Origin of the sequence: Marilutibacter spongiae, assembly GCF_014145325.1 — a bacterium.
Taxonomy (GTDB): Bacteria; Pseudomonadota; Gammaproteobacteria; order Xanthomonadales; family Xanthomonadaceae; genus Marilutibacter; species Marilutibacter spongiae.
Map to the genome: position 1 here is coordinate 19082 of NZ_JACHTF010000023.1, position 17566 is coordinate 36647.

General features: G+C 64.4%; 11 protein-coding genes and 1 pseudogene. 4 read left to right on the top strand and 8 right to left on the bottom strand.

Annotated elements, in window-relative coordinates:
- Positions 1-26: 26 nt before the first annotated feature.
- Positions 27-1106 carry a site-specific integrase gene (locus tag H4F98_RS15960; RefSeq protein ID WP_425487614.1) on the bottom strand — a complete coding sequence of 360 codons (1080 nt, stop codon included), beginning with the start codon at positions 1104-1106 and terminating at the stop codon, positions 27-29.
- 104 nt (positions 1107-1210) lie between these two features.
- Between H4F98_RS15960 and H4F98_RS15965 the strand changes: the two genes are divergently transcribed.
- Both H4F98_RS15965 and H4F98_RS15970 read left to right on the top strand, forming a co-directional pair.
- Positions 1211-2167: a DNA-binding protein gene (locus H4F98_RS15965; protein ID WP_182688824.1), complete on the top strand. Its 957-nt coding sequence runs from the start codon at positions 1211-1213 to the stop codon at positions 2165-2167.
- A gap of 17 nt (positions 2168-2184) precedes the next feature.
- The gene (locus H4F98_RS15970) at positions 2185-2442 is read left to right on the top strand and encodes a hypothetical protein (protein WP_182688825.1); all 258 of its coding nucleotides are present in this window, start codon (positions 2185-2187) and stop codon (positions 2440-2442) included.
- 826 nt (positions 2443-3268) lie between these two features.
- On the opposite strand, the gene H4F98_RS15975 is transcribed toward H4F98_RS15970, so the two are convergent.
- Positions 3269-3610, bottom strand: a complete 342-nt coding sequence (locus H4F98_RS15975; protein WP_182688826.1) for a hypothetical protein — start codon at positions 3608-3610, stop codon at positions 3269-3271.
- Between the two features lie 175 nt (positions 3611-3785).
- On the opposite strand from H4F98_RS15975, the pseudogene H4F98_RS15980 reads away from it, so the two are divergent.
- Both H4F98_RS15980 and H4F98_RS15985 read left to right on the top strand, forming a co-directional pair.
- Positions 3786-4816 (top strand): annotated as a pseudogene (locus tag H4F98_RS15980) (site-specific integrase).
- A gap of 347 nt (positions 4817-5163) precedes the next feature.
- A complete protein-coding gene (locus tag H4F98_RS15985) occupies positions 5164-9465 on the top strand; it encodes an NACHT domain-containing protein (RefSeq protein ID WP_182688827.1) in 4302 nt (1433 codons plus the stop codon).
- Between the two features lie 303 nt (positions 9466-9768).
- Here the strand turns inward: H4F98_RS15985 and H4F98_RS17075 are convergent, their stop codons facing one another.
- The 6 genes from H4F98_RS17075 to H4F98_RS16015 all read right to left on the bottom strand — a co-directional run bounded on the left by H4F98_RS17075 (position 9769) and on the right by H4F98_RS16015 (position 17564).
- Complete coding sequence (locus H4F98_RS17075; RefSeq protein ID WP_182688828.1) at positions 9769-10524, bottom strand: abortive infection system antitoxin AbiGi family protein; 756 nt, start codon at positions 10522-10524, stop codon at positions 9769-9771.
- Between the two features lie 342 nt (positions 10525-10866).
- Positions 10867-12468, bottom strand: coding sequence for an MBL fold metallo-hydrolase (locus tag H4F98_RS15995; protein ID WP_182688829.1), 1602 nt, complete (start codon positions 12466-12468; stop codon positions 10867-10869).
- 51 nt (positions 12469-12519) lie between these two features.
- The gene (locus tag H4F98_RS16000; protein WP_182688830.1) at positions 12520-13287 is read right to left on the bottom strand and encodes a thioesterase II family protein; all 768 of its coding nucleotides are present in this window, start codon (positions 13285-13287) and stop codon (positions 12520-12522) included.
- 35 nt (positions 13288-13322) lie between these two features.
- Positions 13323-14315, bottom strand: coding sequence for a TauD/TfdA family dioxygenase (locus tag H4F98_RS16005; RefSeq protein ID WP_182688831.1), 993 nt, complete (start codon positions 14313-14315; stop codon positions 13323-13325).
- A 98-nt stretch (positions 14316-14413) separates the two neighbouring features.
- Positions 14414-16843 carry an ABC transporter permease gene (locus H4F98_RS16010; protein ID WP_182688832.1) on the bottom strand — a complete coding sequence of 810 codons (2430 nt, stop codon included), beginning with the start codon at positions 16841-16843 and terminating at the stop codon, positions 14414-14416.
- A 1-nt stretch (position 16844) separates the two neighbouring features.
- Positions 16845-17564 (bottom strand): ABC transporter ATP-binding protein, encoded by a 720-nt coding sequence (locus tag H4F98_RS16015; protein ID WP_182688833.1) that lies wholly within the window; start codon positions 17562-17564, stop codon positions 16845-16847.
- Positions 17565-17566 lie beyond the last annotated feature (2 nt).

The following is a 17566-nucleotide window of genomic DNA, read 5'->3' on the forward strand; positions in this document are numbered from 1 at the left end:
CTTCTGATAGCTCCCCCCCAATGGGCTCACCTGAGCAACCGTGCAGCTGGGTTATCCTCGGCCTGCCCAGACTGGAAGTACCCGATCACGCTCGCCACGGAGCGGTGCTCGGTCATTGCCATCACCGCTGGTAGCGGCACCCCTTGCTTGCCAGCTTCGGTAACGAATCCCGATCTTAAACTGTGAGCCCCGAAATCCCCCTCCAACCCCGCTAGTTTAGTGCGCCGCTTCACGATCATGGCCACCGAGCCCGGGAGGAGGGCAGGGCCGATCCGCCCCTTCCAGATACGTCGGAAGATCGCCCCCTCATCTATCCCCGCAGCGCCCAGCCAAGCGGCCAGTGCCTCAGCACTGCGCCCCAGGATCGGCTTGTCCGGTGTCGAATCCGCCTTCACCCCGGCCTGCTGAGTCTTCGAGTACTCCAGACGATAGATGTAGCCGTCGTCGCCCACCTTGCGCAGGTCTCGCATGTCGGCTGCTGCAATCTCGCTGCGCCGTCGTCCGCCGCTGGCGAACCCAAAGCAGAGCAGGGCACGGTCACGCAGGCCTTCCAGGCTGTCATCACAGGTGGCCAGCATGGCTTCCAGCTCGGCCCGAGTGATGGCTGTCTTCTTGGTGGGGCGCTCGCCGCGTTTGACCGAGGCACGCCGAGCTCGGCTGAGAAGCGTCCTGACAGTGGGCAGTTCGCAGGGGTTCGGCAGCCGCTTGAGCTTATGGGCGGTCGAGAGTACGGCTACCCGCTGGACCACGGTCGAGAGCTTGAGCGGCCCGACCTTGGCCTTGAGGCCAGCCGACACCAAAGCCTGGTCCAGCGCTGGCGGCAATTCGCTAACGAGCCCGGTCTTGCCTTTGCGCTGGATGTGGTCAACCAGGAACTGGATCACCACGGCCTCACTGACCGGCAGGCTCAGATCGATGCCGTAGCGGCCTTGATGCCAGCCGGCCCAGTAGCGCAGGGCGGTGGCGTAGCTGCGCGTGGTGTTGGCCGCGGCCGCTTCCGCGAGCAATTCGCGCACGGCGTCCGCGGCTTGCTGTGCCAACTGCTCGGGCAGCACCAGGTGGGTCGCCGTCGCGGGGGTGGTCATTGATGTGCTATTTCGTTTCATACTATGTAATGTAAGTTATGAAATTGGGTGTCTACTAGCGATAATCATCTCTTATCACCAGTACGGAATCAACGGGGTAGGGCGCTCGCGTAGGAGACACATTCATGGCCCGAGGAATCACAGAAACCGACGTTCACACTGCCGCAGACGAGATCGTACGAGCCGGCGAACGACCGACAGTCGAACGGATCCGCGTGCGTCTCGGCACCGGGTCACCGAACACGGTGACGCGCTGGCTGGAGACCTGGTGGCAGGGCATGGGCCGACGCCTAGACGGGCATGCAGCGCAACTGGCTGTGCCAGACGCCCCCGAGGCAGTCGCACGTGCGGCAGGGCAGTGGTGGGCTCTTGCGCTCGAGGCGGCCAAAGCGAGCCTTGAAGAGGAAGTTTCAGCCGAGCGCGCGGCCCTGCGGTGCGATCGGGATGCCCTGCTGCAAGAGCGCGAGGCGCTAGATGCCGAAGCAGCAATACTTCGCTCTGATAACGAAGCTGCCTTGGCGGCCAAGCGACTAGCCGAGGCGCAAGCGACGGAGCTAAGTCGGCTCGTTACCCGGCTCGAGGCCCAGATCGAAGAACTCACAGGACAGCGAGACGCGGCCGGCAAGCGAGAGTCTGAGATCGAGGCCTCCCGGCAGGCACTCGAGCAACGATACCAAGCGCTGCAGGAAACGGCAGCCGCTGAACGAGAGGGGTTTCTGCAGTACAGTCGCACCGCCGAAGACCGCGCCAATACGGAGATCGATCGTGCAAGGCAGGAAGCTAAGGCGCTTCAAGCCACCCTCTCGACAATGAAGAAGGAACGCGCGGCTGACCAGGAATCCCAGCGTCGTGTCGTTGAAGCGATCAGGAATGACGCAACCACCGCGACTCGTGAAAAGGACATTCAACGTGCTCGCGCAGATGCGCTTGAGGAGCAGTTGGCCAAGCTTAGGGACTTTCCAGCTGCGATCGAAGCGGCCCTACGCCGCACGGGTGCACCAACAGGCACACGCAAGAAGACTGAAAAAACGGCGAGCCGAAAGCCGGCGAAGCGCGCTAGAGTGGCAATGGACAAGTCCTAGGCACATCAGGAGGCCACATGTCTCGAGCCGAGGGTGAATCCGAGTTGGGTGGCTCAAATGATCGTCAGGGCGAACAATCGGAAATTGACGCGTACCGGAGCGTACTTGGCGCTCTACGAGAATTACGCCCAAATGACCTCGATGTAGCGCTCAAACTGAAGGACACCAAGATCCGCGTCCTTGGGAATCGCACGCTGGAAGAGGCCATCCTTGAGGGCGACTCCGACAAGGCAATGCGCTATCTGCAATCCATTTCTGGTGGTCAGAACGGCTAGCTTATTCTGGACCGGTGAAAGCCATTCTTGAGGCTAGCGACCGATGGTGAGGGCTACACACTGCATTTGCTGCAGGGCGGTCGGTCGCCTGGGAGGAATTCATGCAGGATCGTTCCAGCCAGTACCAAGTTGACCAGACGGCGAGTCGGTGGCAGCACTCAGGTTGGTGGGACGAATAGGCAGACTCGAGTGCGTTAATTGGAAAGCTGCATACTTTGGAGTGCACTGCCAAACCGGTGAACCCATCAAACTGCGTGAATTGAGCATTGGGAGTGCGAAAGTTGGCCGTCCAACAGCGCGTAGACCGCAAACCCGGTGCATCGATTCGGCAGACGTTTCTGCAATGCGCCAACCTCAAGGCAATAAAGTCTGCCTAGGTTCACCGGAGGACAAAATTGTCTGCCCGGAAACGCAGAGTATTTACCTGGAAGAGGCGAAAATCTCTGCCATGAACACCGACCATGCCCCATAGAGAGGCGTTTCGTTGTAGACGGTTCGTCGTTGGTACTGGGCCGCGCAGTCGTTGGGACAGGGACTACCGGGACGCCAGCAGGGCGGGTGCATACGCTCGATCCTTGAGACGGGACAGGTGGTGGAGCACCTTCCGTGCCAAGCGCCTCGCACTTCGCATAATGCATATTATGTCATATGATCCGCAGAAGGCTCCGACGCTAGCTTGTTAACCCTGTCGTGCCCCGAAACCGTGTCATCGTCCGACGGCCATTCCCATATTGATCAATGACTTGTAGCCTCCATGCTTTAACGTCTGCCGTGGACGATCCGGGCGCCGTATCCCCTTAACAGTGTCGTGCTCCGAGGCCTGCTTTTAGGGCGCAGCTTTGCCTCGACTGCGCGATTTTTGGGGGAATGCCGCCCTGAACTCCGCAGGCAGATCCCGCAGCGCCAACAGCTGACCCTCACGCGCGTCGGCGCGCGCCCTTTGCGCCGAGGCCTCGCGAGAAACTTCCAGCGACTTGATGTTCGCCTGATCGATCAGTTCACGTAGCGACTTCTCGGCAGCAGCCGATTGGCGTGCTGCGGCCGACAGCCTCCCTTGCAGTTCCTTTGTCTCCTGAAGAGCTCGATCGATCTCTTGGAGGGCTCGATCCTCCACGGCACGGACATGCTGGCCGAGTGACTCGCGCTCAGCTAGGCCGGTATCCTGCAACGAGCGGATCCTGACCTCCAGAGCGTCGCGGATGCTTGCCCCGTCCGCGGCCTGGACAACGGCCGCATCGCGCTGGCGGCAGACAGCCTGCCCACCAAGCGCTGAAGGTCCGCGGCCCGGGTGGTAGCCAGCTCCGCCTTGTGGCTTGCAGCCGCCACCTGTTACAGCCGTAAATCTGGTCCTGCCGGAGCAGCTAGCCCAGCAGGCCGCCGATGCGGTGCGCGAACTGCTCGCCGAGGCCGCCACCGCCAACACCACCCGCAGCTACGCCACTGCCCTTCGCTACTGGGCCGGTTGGCATTAGGCCCGCTATGGTGTTGAGCTGGTCTTGCCGGCGAGCGAGGCTGTGGTGATCCAGTTCCTGGTCGACCACATCCAGCGCAAGAACAAGACTGGTCTGGTCAGCGAATTGCCGCCTGCGTTGGATCAGGCGCTGGTGGCCGCCGGCGTCAAGGCCAGGGTTGCGCCGCTCAAGCTTTCGACCGTGGTGCAGCGCGTGGCCGTACTGTCCACTGCACATAAGCTCAAGCGTCTGGCCAACCCTTGTGAGTAGCCGAGTGTGAGAACGCTGCTCAGTCGCGCTCGACGTGCTGCGGTCAAACGCGGCGAGCGCCCGACCAAGAAGACCGCGATTACCTGGCCTGAGCTCGAGGCCATGCTCGCGACTTGCGATGACAGCCTGGAGGGCCTGCGCGATCGCGCCCTGCTCTGCTTTGGGTTTGCCAGCGGTGGGCGTCGTCGTAGCGAGATCGCTGCCGCCGACATGCGGGACCTACGCAAGGTCGGTGACGACGGCTACATCTACCTACTGGAGTATTCGAAGACCCAGCAGGCTGGGGTCAAGGCGGATTCGACGCCGGATAAACCTATTCTGGGGCGCAGCGCTGCTGCCTCATCCGCGTGGTTAGAGGCAGCACAAATCGTAGAAGGGGCGATCTTTCGGCGTATCTGGAAGGATCGTGTTGGCCTGCCCTCCTCCCCGGGTCAGTGGCTTCGATCGTGAAGCGCCGGGCTCGCTTGGCGGGATTGGAGGGGGACTTTAGGGCACACAGGCTGCGGTCGGGGTTCGTAACTGAGGCAGGAAAACAGGGGGTGCCGCTACCAGCGGTCATGGCGATGACCGAGCACCGATCGATAGCGAGTGTGATCGGGTACTTTCAGGCTGGAGCTGCGGAAGATAATCCTGCGGCCAGACTTCTGAAGTGAATACCTGTCACCAGCTGATGCGCAGCGTCCGGTACCGGCCAAGAGTAGACATTAACGGGGACAGGCGCCAGCTGGCAGTTCTGACCTGCCCACGAAAAGCATTTGGACCTTCGCAAGACCTTGTCCAATAGCACCAACTACAACAAACAGTGAGGCGAATGAACTGCATCCGACGAAGAAGGCTTTGAGCTGATCGTCGCGAAATTCGCCGCCGCCATAGGCTGAGCTTCCCTCTCGCCGGGCAGATTCCGGGCGCGAGCGCGGGGGCGTTCGCATTGACCGGGCCAGCGTCGGCACCTACTTTTGATGCAACCGCCGATGAGCGCTTCCTACCCCCAGCGCGCCCCATGCCTTCTTCCGATTCCGCCCTGTCGCGATCGTTCCTGGACCTGCCCAAGAAGGACCATGCCGAGACCCAAGACTATGAATTCCTTTACGGCCTGATGCCCAGCGGGGACCTGACCTGGGACCAGCTGTTGGAAGCGGACCGGGTGTTGATCGTCTCCGAGGCGGGTGCTGGCAAGACCTACGAGTGCAAAGCGCAGCAAGAGCGCCTCTTCGCGCAGGGCGAGTCGGCGTTCTACCTGGAGCTGGCGAGCCTGGCCAATTCCACGCCGGAAGCGCAACTCAAGCCGGCGCAGCGCCAGCGATTGGAGAGCTGGCGGAGCGCGCAGAACGAGCGCGCGGTTTTTTTCCTCGATTCCATCGACGAGTTGCGGCTGACCCCGCACTCATTCGCCCTCACGCTTCGCCAGTTCGCCAATGCCTTGGGGGACAATCTTGACCGGGCCTGTATCGTGCTGACGACGCGACCGGGCACCGACGATCGCGCCATTGTCGAGAACGAGCTGCCTCTTCGACAGGTCGTGCGCGTTATAGAGGCGGAGGAAGCCTTTGCCGACGTGGCAATGCGAGTGGAGCTGCCCAAGGACGCCGTCGCCAGCGCCATGCCGCGGTCGCGCTTTGTCGCACTGGCGCCGCTGAACGAAGTGCAGATGCGAGCATTGGCCCATCTCGAAGGCGTAGGCGATCCGGACAAGCTATTGAAAGCCATCGAGGCGGCGCACGCGCAGGAGTTTAGCAAGCGGCCGCTCGACTTCATCGAGCTGTGCGCGGACTGGAAGGCCTACGGCCGTATTCGCGGGCACCGCGACCAGCTGGAGTCTAGCATCGCGGTCAAGCTGCGACCGCGCGCCCGCAGCGAGCGCGATGAGCCGGCGGATCTTCAGCCCGACAAAGCGCGCGAGGGCGCCGAGCGCTTGGCTCTCGCGGCGCTGATGACGCGCAATTTCACCTTGTGGCATGACGCCGAAACCGGCCGGGGACACGGCGCCGCCGACGCGCTTGACCCCCAGTCGGTCCTGACGGATTGGACCGCCGCGGAAATCCAGACACTGCTCGAACGGCCACTGTTCGGCTTTGCCTCCTATGGCCGCGTGCGCTTTCACAATCGTTCCGCCATCGAGTACTTGGCGGCCTGCCGGTTGCTCGGGTTGATGAAGCGTGGCTTGCGCATGCGCACACTGCAGCGCTTGCTGTTCGTGACCTCACCCGTCGGCCTGAAACTCGTGCGCCCGACCATGCAACCGGTGGCGGCCTGGCTGGCCCCGCAGTTGGACCCGATTCGCAATGAAGTGCTGCAGCGCGATCCGAGCATCTTGTTGCGTTTTGGCGATCCTGGCGCATTGCAACCGGGGATGCGCGTCCAGGCCCTGGAGCTGTACGCCCAGCGCTACGGGAGCGGTGGCTGGCGCGGCATGCACGTGCCGGCGCTACAGGCGCGCCGCCTGGCGTCGCCGGAGCTGGCTCCCACGATCCGCAAGCTGTGGGACGCAGGCATCGAAAATGACGAAGTGCGCGAGACGCTACTCGACCTGATCGAAACTGGCCGGATCCATGCCTGCGCGGACATCGCTTTTGACGTGGCGGTGGATGTCACGCGCTACGTGCGCGAGCGCCTGGACGGCCTCAAGGGCCTGGCGGCGACCGATGACCCGCGTCTCACCGGGCTACTCGACCAGATCGCCTCCCAGCACGCCGGCTGGCCGCCAGATCTGGCCAAGCTGTCGATCTTGTATCTGTTTCCCGCCAAGATGACGCTGGTGCAGATGTTGGGGGCACTGCGTGCCCTGAAGTACCGTCGCTTCGAAGCGGGCGGCATCTCGAGTTTCCTGCCCGACGCGATCACGCGCGCGGAACTTGCGCCGGGCGACTTGGAACGGCTTCGCCACGGACTGACCCAATACGTCGCTGCGGACTGCGCGTGGGACCCCGGCAACTATCGCATCCGCACCAGCCGGCGCGACCTTGTCGGCCCGCTCATGCGAGTGTGCGAACTGCAAATCCAGGATCGGGCCGCCGATGGTCCTCTGGCCGAATCCGTCGCCCTGGTTTTGCAGTTGTCGCGCGATGATGACTTTGCCAACGGTGACACGCTTCGCATGCGCGGGCTGCTCGCCACCGCGCGCCCCTCGTTGCGCGCCGCCGTGTTCTGGGCCCAAGAAACCCTGCTGTCGAGCAAGATGATCGGCAAGGACGCCGACGATCGATTGGTGCGCATCTTGTGGGCGCCCTCGCTCGCGCTGGATCTGGCATTGGACCAGGCGTGGATGGAGGCGTCGCTGCGCGACAGCGCCAGCCCGCCCGAACGGCGTCGCTTGGTGCTCGATTGCTTCATTCAAACGCTGCGCGGCACCGCCTCCGCCCTGTCCGCGCTCAAGGCACTGCGGCCGATGGTGAGCGATACTCCGACGCTGGTGGTCCACCTCGATGAAGCCGTAGGCCACATCGAAAATCCCCGGCCGCTGCCGCAAAGGGCACAGGAGAGCCAAAAGAAAAAGCGCGAGCGCGAGCGCAAGCAACTCAAGGACCGCGCCAGTTGGAAGTTGTTCTTCCGCGAATTGAACGACGCCCAAGGCCTGCCCATGTCCGCAGATCGCGCCGCCAACTCGGCCATTAACTTGGTCGAAGTGATGTCGCGCGTGCGCGACGATAACCAGCACATCGGTTGGAACCGAGGCTTCCTTGAGCGCACGTTCCCCGACAAGGTTGCGCAGCTTCGCCAGTTGCTGATCGACCAGTGGCGCAAGGTCAAACCCACCTTGCCGTCCGAGCGGCCCGAAGAACAACGCAACTGGTACTACAAGAGCTGGTGGGTGGGAGTGATCGGCCTCTATGCAGAGGCCGAAGACCCGGACTGGGCGCGACGCTTGACGAAGGCCGAGGCGCAGTTGGCGATGCGCTATGCGATCACGGCGGTGAACGGGTTGCCTGCGTGGGTAGGCGCGTTGGCGCAGGCACACCCGGAGGTCGTCCGAGAGATGCTGGCGCCTGAACTGGAGGCGCAACTGAACGACACCGGCGAGCAGTCCACGCATTCGTCGCTGCTTCAGTACATCGAGCACTCCGGACCCGGTGTCATCGCTCTGTTCGTGGACACGATCCGGGGCTGGCTCAGCGCTGCCTTGGCATCCGGCGCCTCACTCCACGGGTCCAACAAGTTCGAACGGGCCATCGACCTGTTGCTCATCCACGGTACGCCCGGGGATGCGGCGTCGATTGTTGCCGCCGCGCAGGCATTCATAGCGCGTGGATTGGATCAACAAGGGCTGTTGTTCTGGCTGCCCCTGCTGTTGCGGCTTGCCCCGCGCCAGGCAGTGGACGAGATGGAGCGGTTGGCAGCGCCCGTCACGCCCGCCTTCATGTCGATCGTGACCGATTGGCTCGGCGTGATGTTCGGCCATCACTCGCGCGGCGAGGCCGTGACCACCGAGCTGCTGGCGGACCCCGAGCTGTTGTATCGCCTGGTGCTGCTGGCTTACCGCCATATCCGTGTCGCTGACGATCGCGAGCACGATGGGCCCAGGCGATCAGATTCGCGCAGCAATGCCGAATTCGCCCGAAGCCGACTGGTCCAGCTGTTGTTCGAAAGCAAGGGCGCGGCCGCTTGGGAATACAAGTTGAAGTTCGCGCAAGATCCCTTGGCAACGCATTTCAAAGAACGCGTCACCGCTCTGGCTGAGCAGGCCATGGCGCAAGAATGGGATGCGCCGCTGTATCGACTATCGGACGTGGCCGCGCTCGAATCCATCCATGACATGGCGCCGGTTACGCGGGCGGATATGGCGGCCTTGCTGCTCGATCGCCTGGGCGAGCTCGATGATCGGCTACGCCAGGATTCCACCCCACGGCAACTGTGGGCTCGGCTTCGGGAAGAGACGGAACTGCGACGGCTGGTTGCCGCAGAGCTCGAGCACCTAGCCAACGGGGCGTACAACGTGTCGCAAGAGCAAGTCACCGGCGAGGAGAAGGAAACGGACGTTCGCCTGCGCTCCTCCGGCTATCCCATCGAGGCCGTGATAGAACTGAAGGTGGGCGACAAGGACTACTCGGTGGCGGACTTGCGCAAGGCTCTGCGCGACCAGCTGGTGGGTCGGTACATGGTGCCGGAAGCGCGCCGAGTGGGCTGCCTGATGATTTCGCTTGCATCATCCAGACAATGGAAACACCTCGAGGACGGACACCTAATAGACGTCGAGGAAGTCATCGCCCTGCTGCAGGTCGATGCGGACGATATCGCCGCCCGGCTGGGATTTGAATCGCTGCTCGTGGTTCGTCTTCTGGACCTGCGACCGGTCGTATTGCATTGACTTGTATGCCCGACGACCTCCGCATTGAGTAGCGGGCCGAGCAACTACCCGGGTCAGGTTCACTTCCTGATCGCTCATCATGCACAAGGCCGCATCTCTGCGGGCCTTGTCGATTCAAATGATGCACTGTCCGCTTCGGGTCGATAGCGAGCCAGCTCTATTCCCGATGAATCCCAGATTCCCCAGCGCGCTCAATCTCGATGCCTCCGCCGTCCTCCCGCGCGGGATGAGCCTACTGCTCTTCAGAAGATAGGACCGCGCTCAGCCTGCGAAAGCTTTGCAAGTGAGCCGCGGTAGCGCCCGCTAGGGCTGATCCGGAATGCTCGTAAATTCGACTTCTCCAATCAAATATCTTCCTCCAACCCGTAGGCTGTCCAGGATGGATCGCAAGGCCTGGTGGTAGTGAGGCGGTGCGATAATTTCCTGTAGGCACGACGCTAGGCCAAGATTTCCGAACTTCCGCCACTCGCGCTCCATGTAGAAGTTCTCGGGATGGTCTTCGGGGAGATCCACATCCCAAAACTTTAGGAATGCCTGCACGTCCCGCGTGATTAGGCTACTCGCTTCATCCACCGCCTCCTGAGCGTCCTCGGCCGGTCCGCCTTCGATCTTTGACCGAGTGTCCGACGAGTCAGGGAAGAAGCGATCGAGTCCGTCCAATACCGAGTTTACTAAAGCCGGAAATCGGGCAGCCCATGTCCCATAAGATTTTCTTGAGAACGGGACGTAAATGACTGGGCGTCCGCCCCACTGGGCAACCACAGAACGGCACACGCCAAGACCGAAGCGGCCGTAGCGCCGGGCATGAAACGGTAGATCGTCCCTCGGGATGTCGCAAAAACAAACCACTGTCTGCTGGATCGGCTCTCCATTGGTGAGCGGACGACTCGGGTCGCGAACGGTTCGGACTCCTCCACGCTGGCCCGCGACCTCGCAGGTCCTTAGCTCCATCGAACGCAGGATCGCGCATAGGATCTCAAAATTAGCTTCGTCTGCATCTGGTTGCCGACTACCCACCAAGTGGTACAACCTTTGACCGACATATCGCTGCATGGGCATTACACGCTCCCTCGGTATCTCGGCTGAGAGTCTGAAGTAGGCTACTTGATCGCCTCGCTATGCCCGAAAGACAGCGTAAGACTCGGGAACCTCCGCGCGCCGGCTGCCGGAAGGGTGTCCGCTTCGGGTCGAGGGCTGCCCTTCCCTACCCTCGATAAACATCCCTTATCGACATAAGTAGATACTGGTCAGTGCTGGCCGAGGATCACGCCGCCGTCACTCCGACGTTCACCAACGCCAGCGCCCATCCCCTACCCCTACTCTCGCGCCGTTAAGAACACATGCTGCCACAGCGTATCGTACTCCCGAATCCAGCAAAGGGAGCCCCACCCGCCGCCAACCTCAAGCCAGTACCACGCTCTTCTTGCCGTAGAGGCGTTCGGCGGGCACGTTGAGGGACTGGCAGCTTTCGAGCATCTTGCCGGTCTCGATCATCTGCATGGAGTTCTCGTCGTAGTCGATGCCCATGAAGTACTTGTACCAGGGCTCCAGGCCCAGGGCGTACAGGTAGACCTGGCTGGGCTTGAACACATCGGCGATCTGGCGGGCTTTGTCGTAGTCGGAGCCGTTGAGGCGGCGGGATTCCTTGACCTTCTTGCTGACCAGGCGCGTGTGCAGGGCGCCGTACAGCCAGGTGTAGGGGGCGCCGACGCACTCCATGCCGATGGCCATGATGTCCACTTCGCCGATCTCGCGCCCGATGTGTTCGTAGAGGTTGGGGTCGAGGTTCGAGGAGTCGGCGCCGACGAAGATCTTCTTGCCGAGCAGTTCGTAGAACCAGGCGGTCTTGGAGCGCACGTTGAGGTCGCCGTGCTCGCCCAGGAACGGGATCGCGACGATGCGGCCGCCGGGCACGGGGACTTCGTCCATGTCGTCGAGCTCGTGCACCTTGAAGCCGAACTGCTGCAGCAGCAGGCGCAGCGAGGGGTCGGCCAGGGTGCCGCCGTTGTTGCGCGGCACCAGGATGGTGTCGGTCTTGTAGCGCAGCTGCAGCAGGGTCTCCAGGTTGGCGTGGTCCTGGTGCAGGTGGGTGATGCAGATGTAGTCGATGCGCTCGGGCAGCTGGCTGAAGCTGAGGACCTCGTCGGAGAACGACTCGCCGCGCGCGGCGATCACCGGGTCGACCAGGATCGACACCTCGGGGGTTTCGATCAGGAAGCCGGCATGGCCCAGGTAGGCCATGTGGACGCCCTCGCCCGCCGGCTGGTGCCGCTGCGGCGGCGCCTGCGTGGTGAACAGGTCGCGCGGCGACAGGCCGCCGCTGGTCTCCAGCCCTTCGAACAGCGCGTCCACGCGCGAGGCCGGGATCGGGAATTCCCGCGCGCGGAACAGCTCGTCCAGCATCGGATGGGCGTAGTCGATCGGCAGCTGCAGGTTGTCCGCGGCCGGCAGGCGCGGCGTGCTCAGGACGAAGGGCCGCTGCCCTGCCTCGTCCAGGATGCCGAACGAGACCGACTGCAGGGACTTCTTGTAGTAACGGCTGCGGTACAGCAGGCTCTCGATCAGGCGGTAGGACGGATGGTGCTCCAGGTCCATGCTGATCTCGACGTAGCCCTTCAGCGGTCCGGGGATGCGTTCGTAGAGGTGCTCGATCGACTCGCCGCTGGTGTGTTCGCGCAGGATCTCGTCGAGTTCGCGGACCGCGTCCGACAGTTCCACCAGGTCGGCGTGCTCGGCATTGATGCGCTCGACCAGGGCCTTGATCTCGTCGACCTGCTCCTCGCTGCAGTCCATGAACTCGCTGCCGGCCATGCCCGGCTGGTTCACCGCCATGATGTGCAGGCGGTAGTTCTTGACGAACGAGCTCATAATGCGGCGGTGCGTGTTGACCATGTGGCGCGCGCCCGGCACGGGCGGGAGCAGGTACGGCCAGGCGTACCATTGGTTGACCAGGGGTTCGAAATACACGTCTTCCCTGAGATACAGCTGTTCTTCCTGGTTCATCGGGTGCTTCCGTTGGCTATCGGTGTGGATATGGCGGGGCGACGCGGCGCGTCAGGCCGGCGACGGCATCGTGCGTGCGATGTCGCGCTGCAGTTGCCGCGACAGCAGGCCGGTCAGGCGTTCGGCATGGCTGTGGACGAAAAAGTGCCCGCCGGCGATCGGTTCCATGCGGATGCGCGGCGCGATCGCCTCCTGCCAGGCTTCGATCTGCCCGGCTTCGATCGCATCCTCCTCGCCATGGAACACCGTTGTAGGGACGTCCAGCTTGGCGGGGTGCGCGTAGCGATAGGTTTCGCCGAGCGAGAAATCGGCACGCAGGCCGGGCAGCAGGATCTCCAGCAGCTCGGCGTTGTCGAGCACGCCGGGCGGCGTGCCGTCCAGCTCGCGCAGGTGCTCGATGAAGCCGGCGTCGTCCAGGTGGGCGCAGTTGCGCTCGGGCTTGCGCGTCCAGGGCGCGGGACTGGCCGAGAGGTTCAGGTGGGTCGGTGCGGGCAGGCCACGCGCGCGCAACGCATGGCTGAGTTCGAAGGCGATCAGCGCGCCATTGCTGTGGCCGAAGAAGCTGAAGGGACACTCGTCGAGGTAGGGCTCGATGGCGTCCACCACGCCATCGACCACCTCCTCCACGGTCTGGCAGGGACGCTCGATCAGGCGACTCCCCTTCCCCGGCGACTGGATGGCGATGACATCCACCGCGGGCGGCAACAGCGGGCCCCAGGTCCGGAAGACGTGCGCACTACCGCCCGCATAGGGGAAGCAGAACAGCCGGTGGTCGGTGAAGGGGCCGATCGAGATCGGTACGAGCCAGGGGTTCTTCATGTCGGTCCTCGCGTGTCCGTGCGTGGCGGCCGGGTTCAGGCAATGCCCGCGCCCGGGGTCGATCCATGGATGCGTGCCATCCCCACCAGCACCTGCCGGTTGCCGGAAAACGGCGTGCGTCCATGCGAATACAGCATGTTGTCCAGCAGCAGCAGGTCGTTGCGCTGCCACTGGAACGCGACCTGGTGGGCCTCGTACAGCGCCCGGATCGTGCGCAGGTCTTCGTCGGCGATCGGATCGCCATTGCCGTAGTACGTATTGCGCGGCAGGTCCGGCTCGGCGATGGTCGCCAGCAGGCTGTCGCGGACCTCGCGCTCGAGGTTGCTCACGTGGAACAGGTGCGCCTGGTTGAACCAGACCCGGGCGCCATTGTCCGGATGGATGGCGGTGGCCTGGTTGACCTGGCGAGTGCGCAGATGCGCGTCCGACACCCACTCGAAGTCGAGCTGGTTGTCGCGGCAGAAGGCTTCCACCTCGCCCTTGTCGTCGGTCTGGAACACCTCGGTCCAGGGAATGTCGAGGTCGGTGTAATTGCGCACGTACAGGACGCCGTGCGCCTCGAAGCGCGCACGCAGGGCATCGGGCACGCATTCCAGGATCCGGCGGCTGTCGCAGATCGGCGTGGCACCGCCCTGCTCCGCCGGCGTCGTGCACAGGAAGCCCAGGCGCATCGCCCAGCGGTTGGAATAGGAGTTCTCGTTGTGCTGCGGGATGGTCTGGTCGGCGTGGTACTCGGTCGCCGTGTAGACGTTGCCGCGCAACTCGGTGCGTGGGGTCGAGCGGTAGGTGTACTGGACGAGTTCCTCGCCGAACAGGGTCTTGAGCACCGTGCCGAACTGCTGGCTGCCGGTGAACCTCAGGCCTCGTACCAGCAGCGCGCCGTTCTCGCGCAGCAGGCGTTCGACGTCGGCCCTGTTCTCCTCGGCCCATTCGGTCGCACGCATGCCCGTGCCCTCCACCCCCAGCAATATCCGCGCGCCGCCAAGCTCCTCGAGCTCCCCGCATCCAATGTCCGCGATCCTGTTCATGGCCCTTCCTGGCTGTCTCCATGGACCCGGCGGTGCGCCGGGCAATTGCTTGTCCTGCGGCCGGCGCCCTCCGCGCCGATGCCGTCCTCAACGTCCCGTCATTCGTACCTCAATGCCACGCTCGGCTCGTGCCGCACCGCGCGGCTGGTCGAGATGTAGATCGCGGCCAGCACCAGGGCCGAGACCAGCGCCACCACCAGCACGCCGATCACCGTCAGCGTCCCTGCCCCGACCCCGGCGAACCGGGAGACCAGGAACATGATGGCCACGCAGATGAGCGCGCTGACGACCAGGCCCACGGCGAGCTGGCGCATGCCCGTCGCCATGAACAGGCGGATGATGTGCGCGTCGGTGGCGCCGATGGCGCGCCGCAGGCCGATCTCGTGCGTGCGCTGCACCACCGCGTTGCTGCTGAGGCCGTAGATGCCGGTCATCGCCAGCAGCAGCGCGAAGATGCCGCACTTGACGAAGATGTCGGTCATCGTCGTTGCCATCACCGTCAGCTTCTGCAGGACTTCGCTGTAGCTGGAGATCGGCCCCGGCACGACGTAGGCGTCGACGCGGGAGATCGCCTGGTAGATGGCGCTGCGGGCGTCGGATTCGCTGCCCCGGTACTTGACCAGCACGCCGGCCGAGTCGACCGGCGACTGCGCCAGCGGCACGTAGAGCGCGGCGTAGGTCTGGCTGTCGGTGACCAGCAGGTTCTCGCCGCGACGGACGTTGCTCATCACGCCGACGATGGTGCGCTGCTCGAGCACCTTGCCGGCCTCGTCGACCAGGCGCACGCGGCGCCCCAGCGCCGACTCGCCGGGCCAGTACGCCTGCGCCAGCGCCTCGCTGACGATGACCGTGGCCAGTCCGCCGGCGACGTCGCGCGAGTCGAAGTAACGGCCCTCCAGCAGGCGCGTGCCGACCGGCTCGGGCGCCTGCGAACCCACGATCGCGGTGGCGAGCGGATAATCGTCGAGCACGTTGTACTCGACCCCGTCCAGTGCGAAGCGGGTTTCGCCCAGGTTGCTGGACACCATCGCCGCCTCGACCTCGCGGTTGCCCCGGAGTTCCTGCAGCAGGCGGTCGTAGAACAGGGTGCGCTGTTCGTCCTCCGGATAGGCGTCGACGGGCAGGCTGACGGTGGTCGTCAGCAGGCGCTCGGTGTCGATGCCGAAGTCGATGTGGGCCGCGCGGTAGGCGATCAGGGCCATGGCGCTGCCGACGACCATGATCACCGAGATCAGCACGATCTGCAGGGTCACCAGGGCGCGCGAGATGCGTCCGCTCGCGCGTCCCCGGGCGCCACGCGTGCCGTCGCGCAACAGCGTGTTGGAGTTGACGCGGGTCGCGCTGTAGGTCGGCAGCGCCGACACCAGTGCGATCGCGAGCAGGACGAAGGCCAGTCCGGCGACCACGGTCGGCAGGTCGATGCCCCATTGCCACCAGTACGGCAGGTGCCCCTCGAGGGTGGAGTTCATGAAGCCGTTGGTGGCGTGCAGGCCCCAGCCCGCCAGGAAGATGGCCAGGATGCCGCCCGCCACGCAGATGATCACGCTCTCGAGCATCATCTGGAAGACCAGGCGCAGGCGCGGCGCGCCGAGCGCCACGCGCACGGCGATCTCTTTGAGCCGCTCGTTGGTCCGCGCCAAGAGCATGTTGCCGATGTTCACGCAGGCAAGCAGCAGGATGAACAGCGACACCACGTTGAGGATGCCGAACACGAACGGACCGTCGGGATAGGTCTGGAATTCCTGGAAGGTGAGCACGGTCATGCCGTCGAGGCGGGTCTCCTCGGCGTTGATGCCGGGCGTCTGCGCATGCACCCGCTCAAGCAGGCTGTCGAGTTCCATCCCCGCCGAGCGCGGACTCGCGCCCGGGGCCAGGCGGGCGTACACGTCGACGCTGGCGTCGCTGCGGGCGAAAGGCGATACCTCGCGGTTCGACATCGGCAACCAGGCCGTGGCGGCGCCCGGGAAGGCGTAGCCCTCGGGCATCACCCCCACCACGCGGGTCAGCCTGCCGTTGATGCGCACGACGCGGTCGAGGATGTCGGGGTCGCCGGCGAACACCGATTGCCAGACGCCATGGCCCAGCACGACGACCGGCTCGGCGCCCTCGATGGCGTCGTTGCGGATGAAACCGCGCCCCAGTTGCGGCCGTACCCTGGAGAACTCGAAGACGTTCCACTCCGCCCGCACGGCCGCCAGCGCCCGGGTGCGCCCGTCGATGCTGGACAGCACCGCGGAGGTCGTCTCGTAGACGCCGATCTCTTCCAGGCGACGGATGCCGGCGGCGCGCATCTCGCTCATCTCGTAGGCGCCCACGGCGCCGATGCGACCGTCCTTCTCGCCGGCGACGCGCACGATGGACGCGCTGCCGGGCAAGGGCAGGTCCTTGTAGAGCATCGCGTTGAGCACGGCGTAGGTGTAGATGCTGATGCCCAGCCCGCCGGCGAGCACGACGATGGTGAGCACGGTGAAGCCCATGCTCTTGCGCAGCAGGCGCAGCGCGTACCTGAAGTCGGCCCAGTGGAACACGTCAGACCGCCGCGAGGGTCCTGGCCGGCGCCAGGGTGTCGGCGACGACCCGGCCGTCGAACAGTTCGACGCGGCGGAACGCACGCGCCGCCGACTCCGGGTTGTGGGTCACCATGCAGATGGTGGAGCCCTCGCGGTGCAGCGTCTCGAGCAGCTCGGTCACCGTTTCGGCGTTCCTGGAGTCGAGGTTGCCCGTCGGTTCGTCGGCCAGGATCAGCGACGGCTTGCCCGCCACCGCGCGGGCCACCGCGACGCGCTGCTGCTGGCCGCCTGACAGCTGCGAGGGGTAGTGGCGCGCGCGGTGCGACATCTCCACCTTCTCCAGCGCCTGCGCCACCAGCGGCGCCACGTCGGCCTTGCCCAGGTCCGCGCGATAGGTGAGCGGAAGCGCCACGTTCTCCTCGACGGTCAGGTCGCTGATCAGGTTGAAGGACTGGAACACGAAGCCGATCTCGCGGTTGCGGATCCGCGCACGCTCGGCCCGGTCGATGCCCGAGACGTCCTGGCCGGCGAGCAGGTAGCGCCCGCCGTTCCAGACGTCGAGCAGGCCCAGGATCGACAGCAGCGTCGACTTGCCGCAGCCCGAAGGCCCCGACAGCGACACGTACTCGCCGCGACGGATCACCAGGTCGATGTCGTCCAGCGCACGCGTTTCGACGTCCTCGGTGAAGAAGGACTTCCTGACGCCGTCGAGTTCGATCAGTGTCTGTTGCTGTGCCATGG

Coding starts and splice junctions, on each gene's coding strand:
- H4F98_RS16005 (WP_182688831.1), bottom strand. CDS start 14,315: ATGAACAGGATCGCGGACATTGGATGCGGGGAGCTCGAGGAGCTTGGC.
- H4F98_RS15965 (WP_182688824.1), top strand. CDS start 1,211: ATGGCCCGAGGAATCACAGAAACCGACGTTCACACTGCCGCAGACGAG.
- H4F98_RS17075 (WP_182688828.1), bottom strand. CDS start 10,524: ATGCCCATGCAGCGATATGTCGGTCAAAGGTTGTACCACTTGGTGGGT.
- H4F98_RS16015 (WP_182688833.1), bottom strand. CDS start 17,564: ATGGCACAGCAACAGACACTGATCGAACTCGACGGCGTCAGGAAGTCC.
- H4F98_RS15985 (WP_182688827.1), top strand. CDS start 5,164: ATGCCTTCTTCCGATTCCGCCCTGTCGCGATCGTTCCTGGACCTGCCC.
- H4F98_RS15995 (WP_182688829.1), bottom strand. CDS start 12,468: ATGAACCAGGAAGAACAGCTGTATCTCAGGGAAGACGTGTATTTCGAA.
- H4F98_RS15970 (WP_182688825.1), top strand. CDS start 2,185: ATGTCTCGAGCCGAGGGTGAATCCGAGTTGGGTGGCTCAAATGATCGT.
- H4F98_RS15960 (WP_425487614.1), bottom strand. CDS start 1,106: ATGAAACGAAATAGCACATCAATGACCACCCCCGCGACGGCGACCCAC.
- H4F98_RS16000 (WP_182688830.1), bottom strand. CDS start 13,287: ATGAAGAACCCCTGGCTCGTACCGATCTCGATCGGCCCCTTCACCGAC.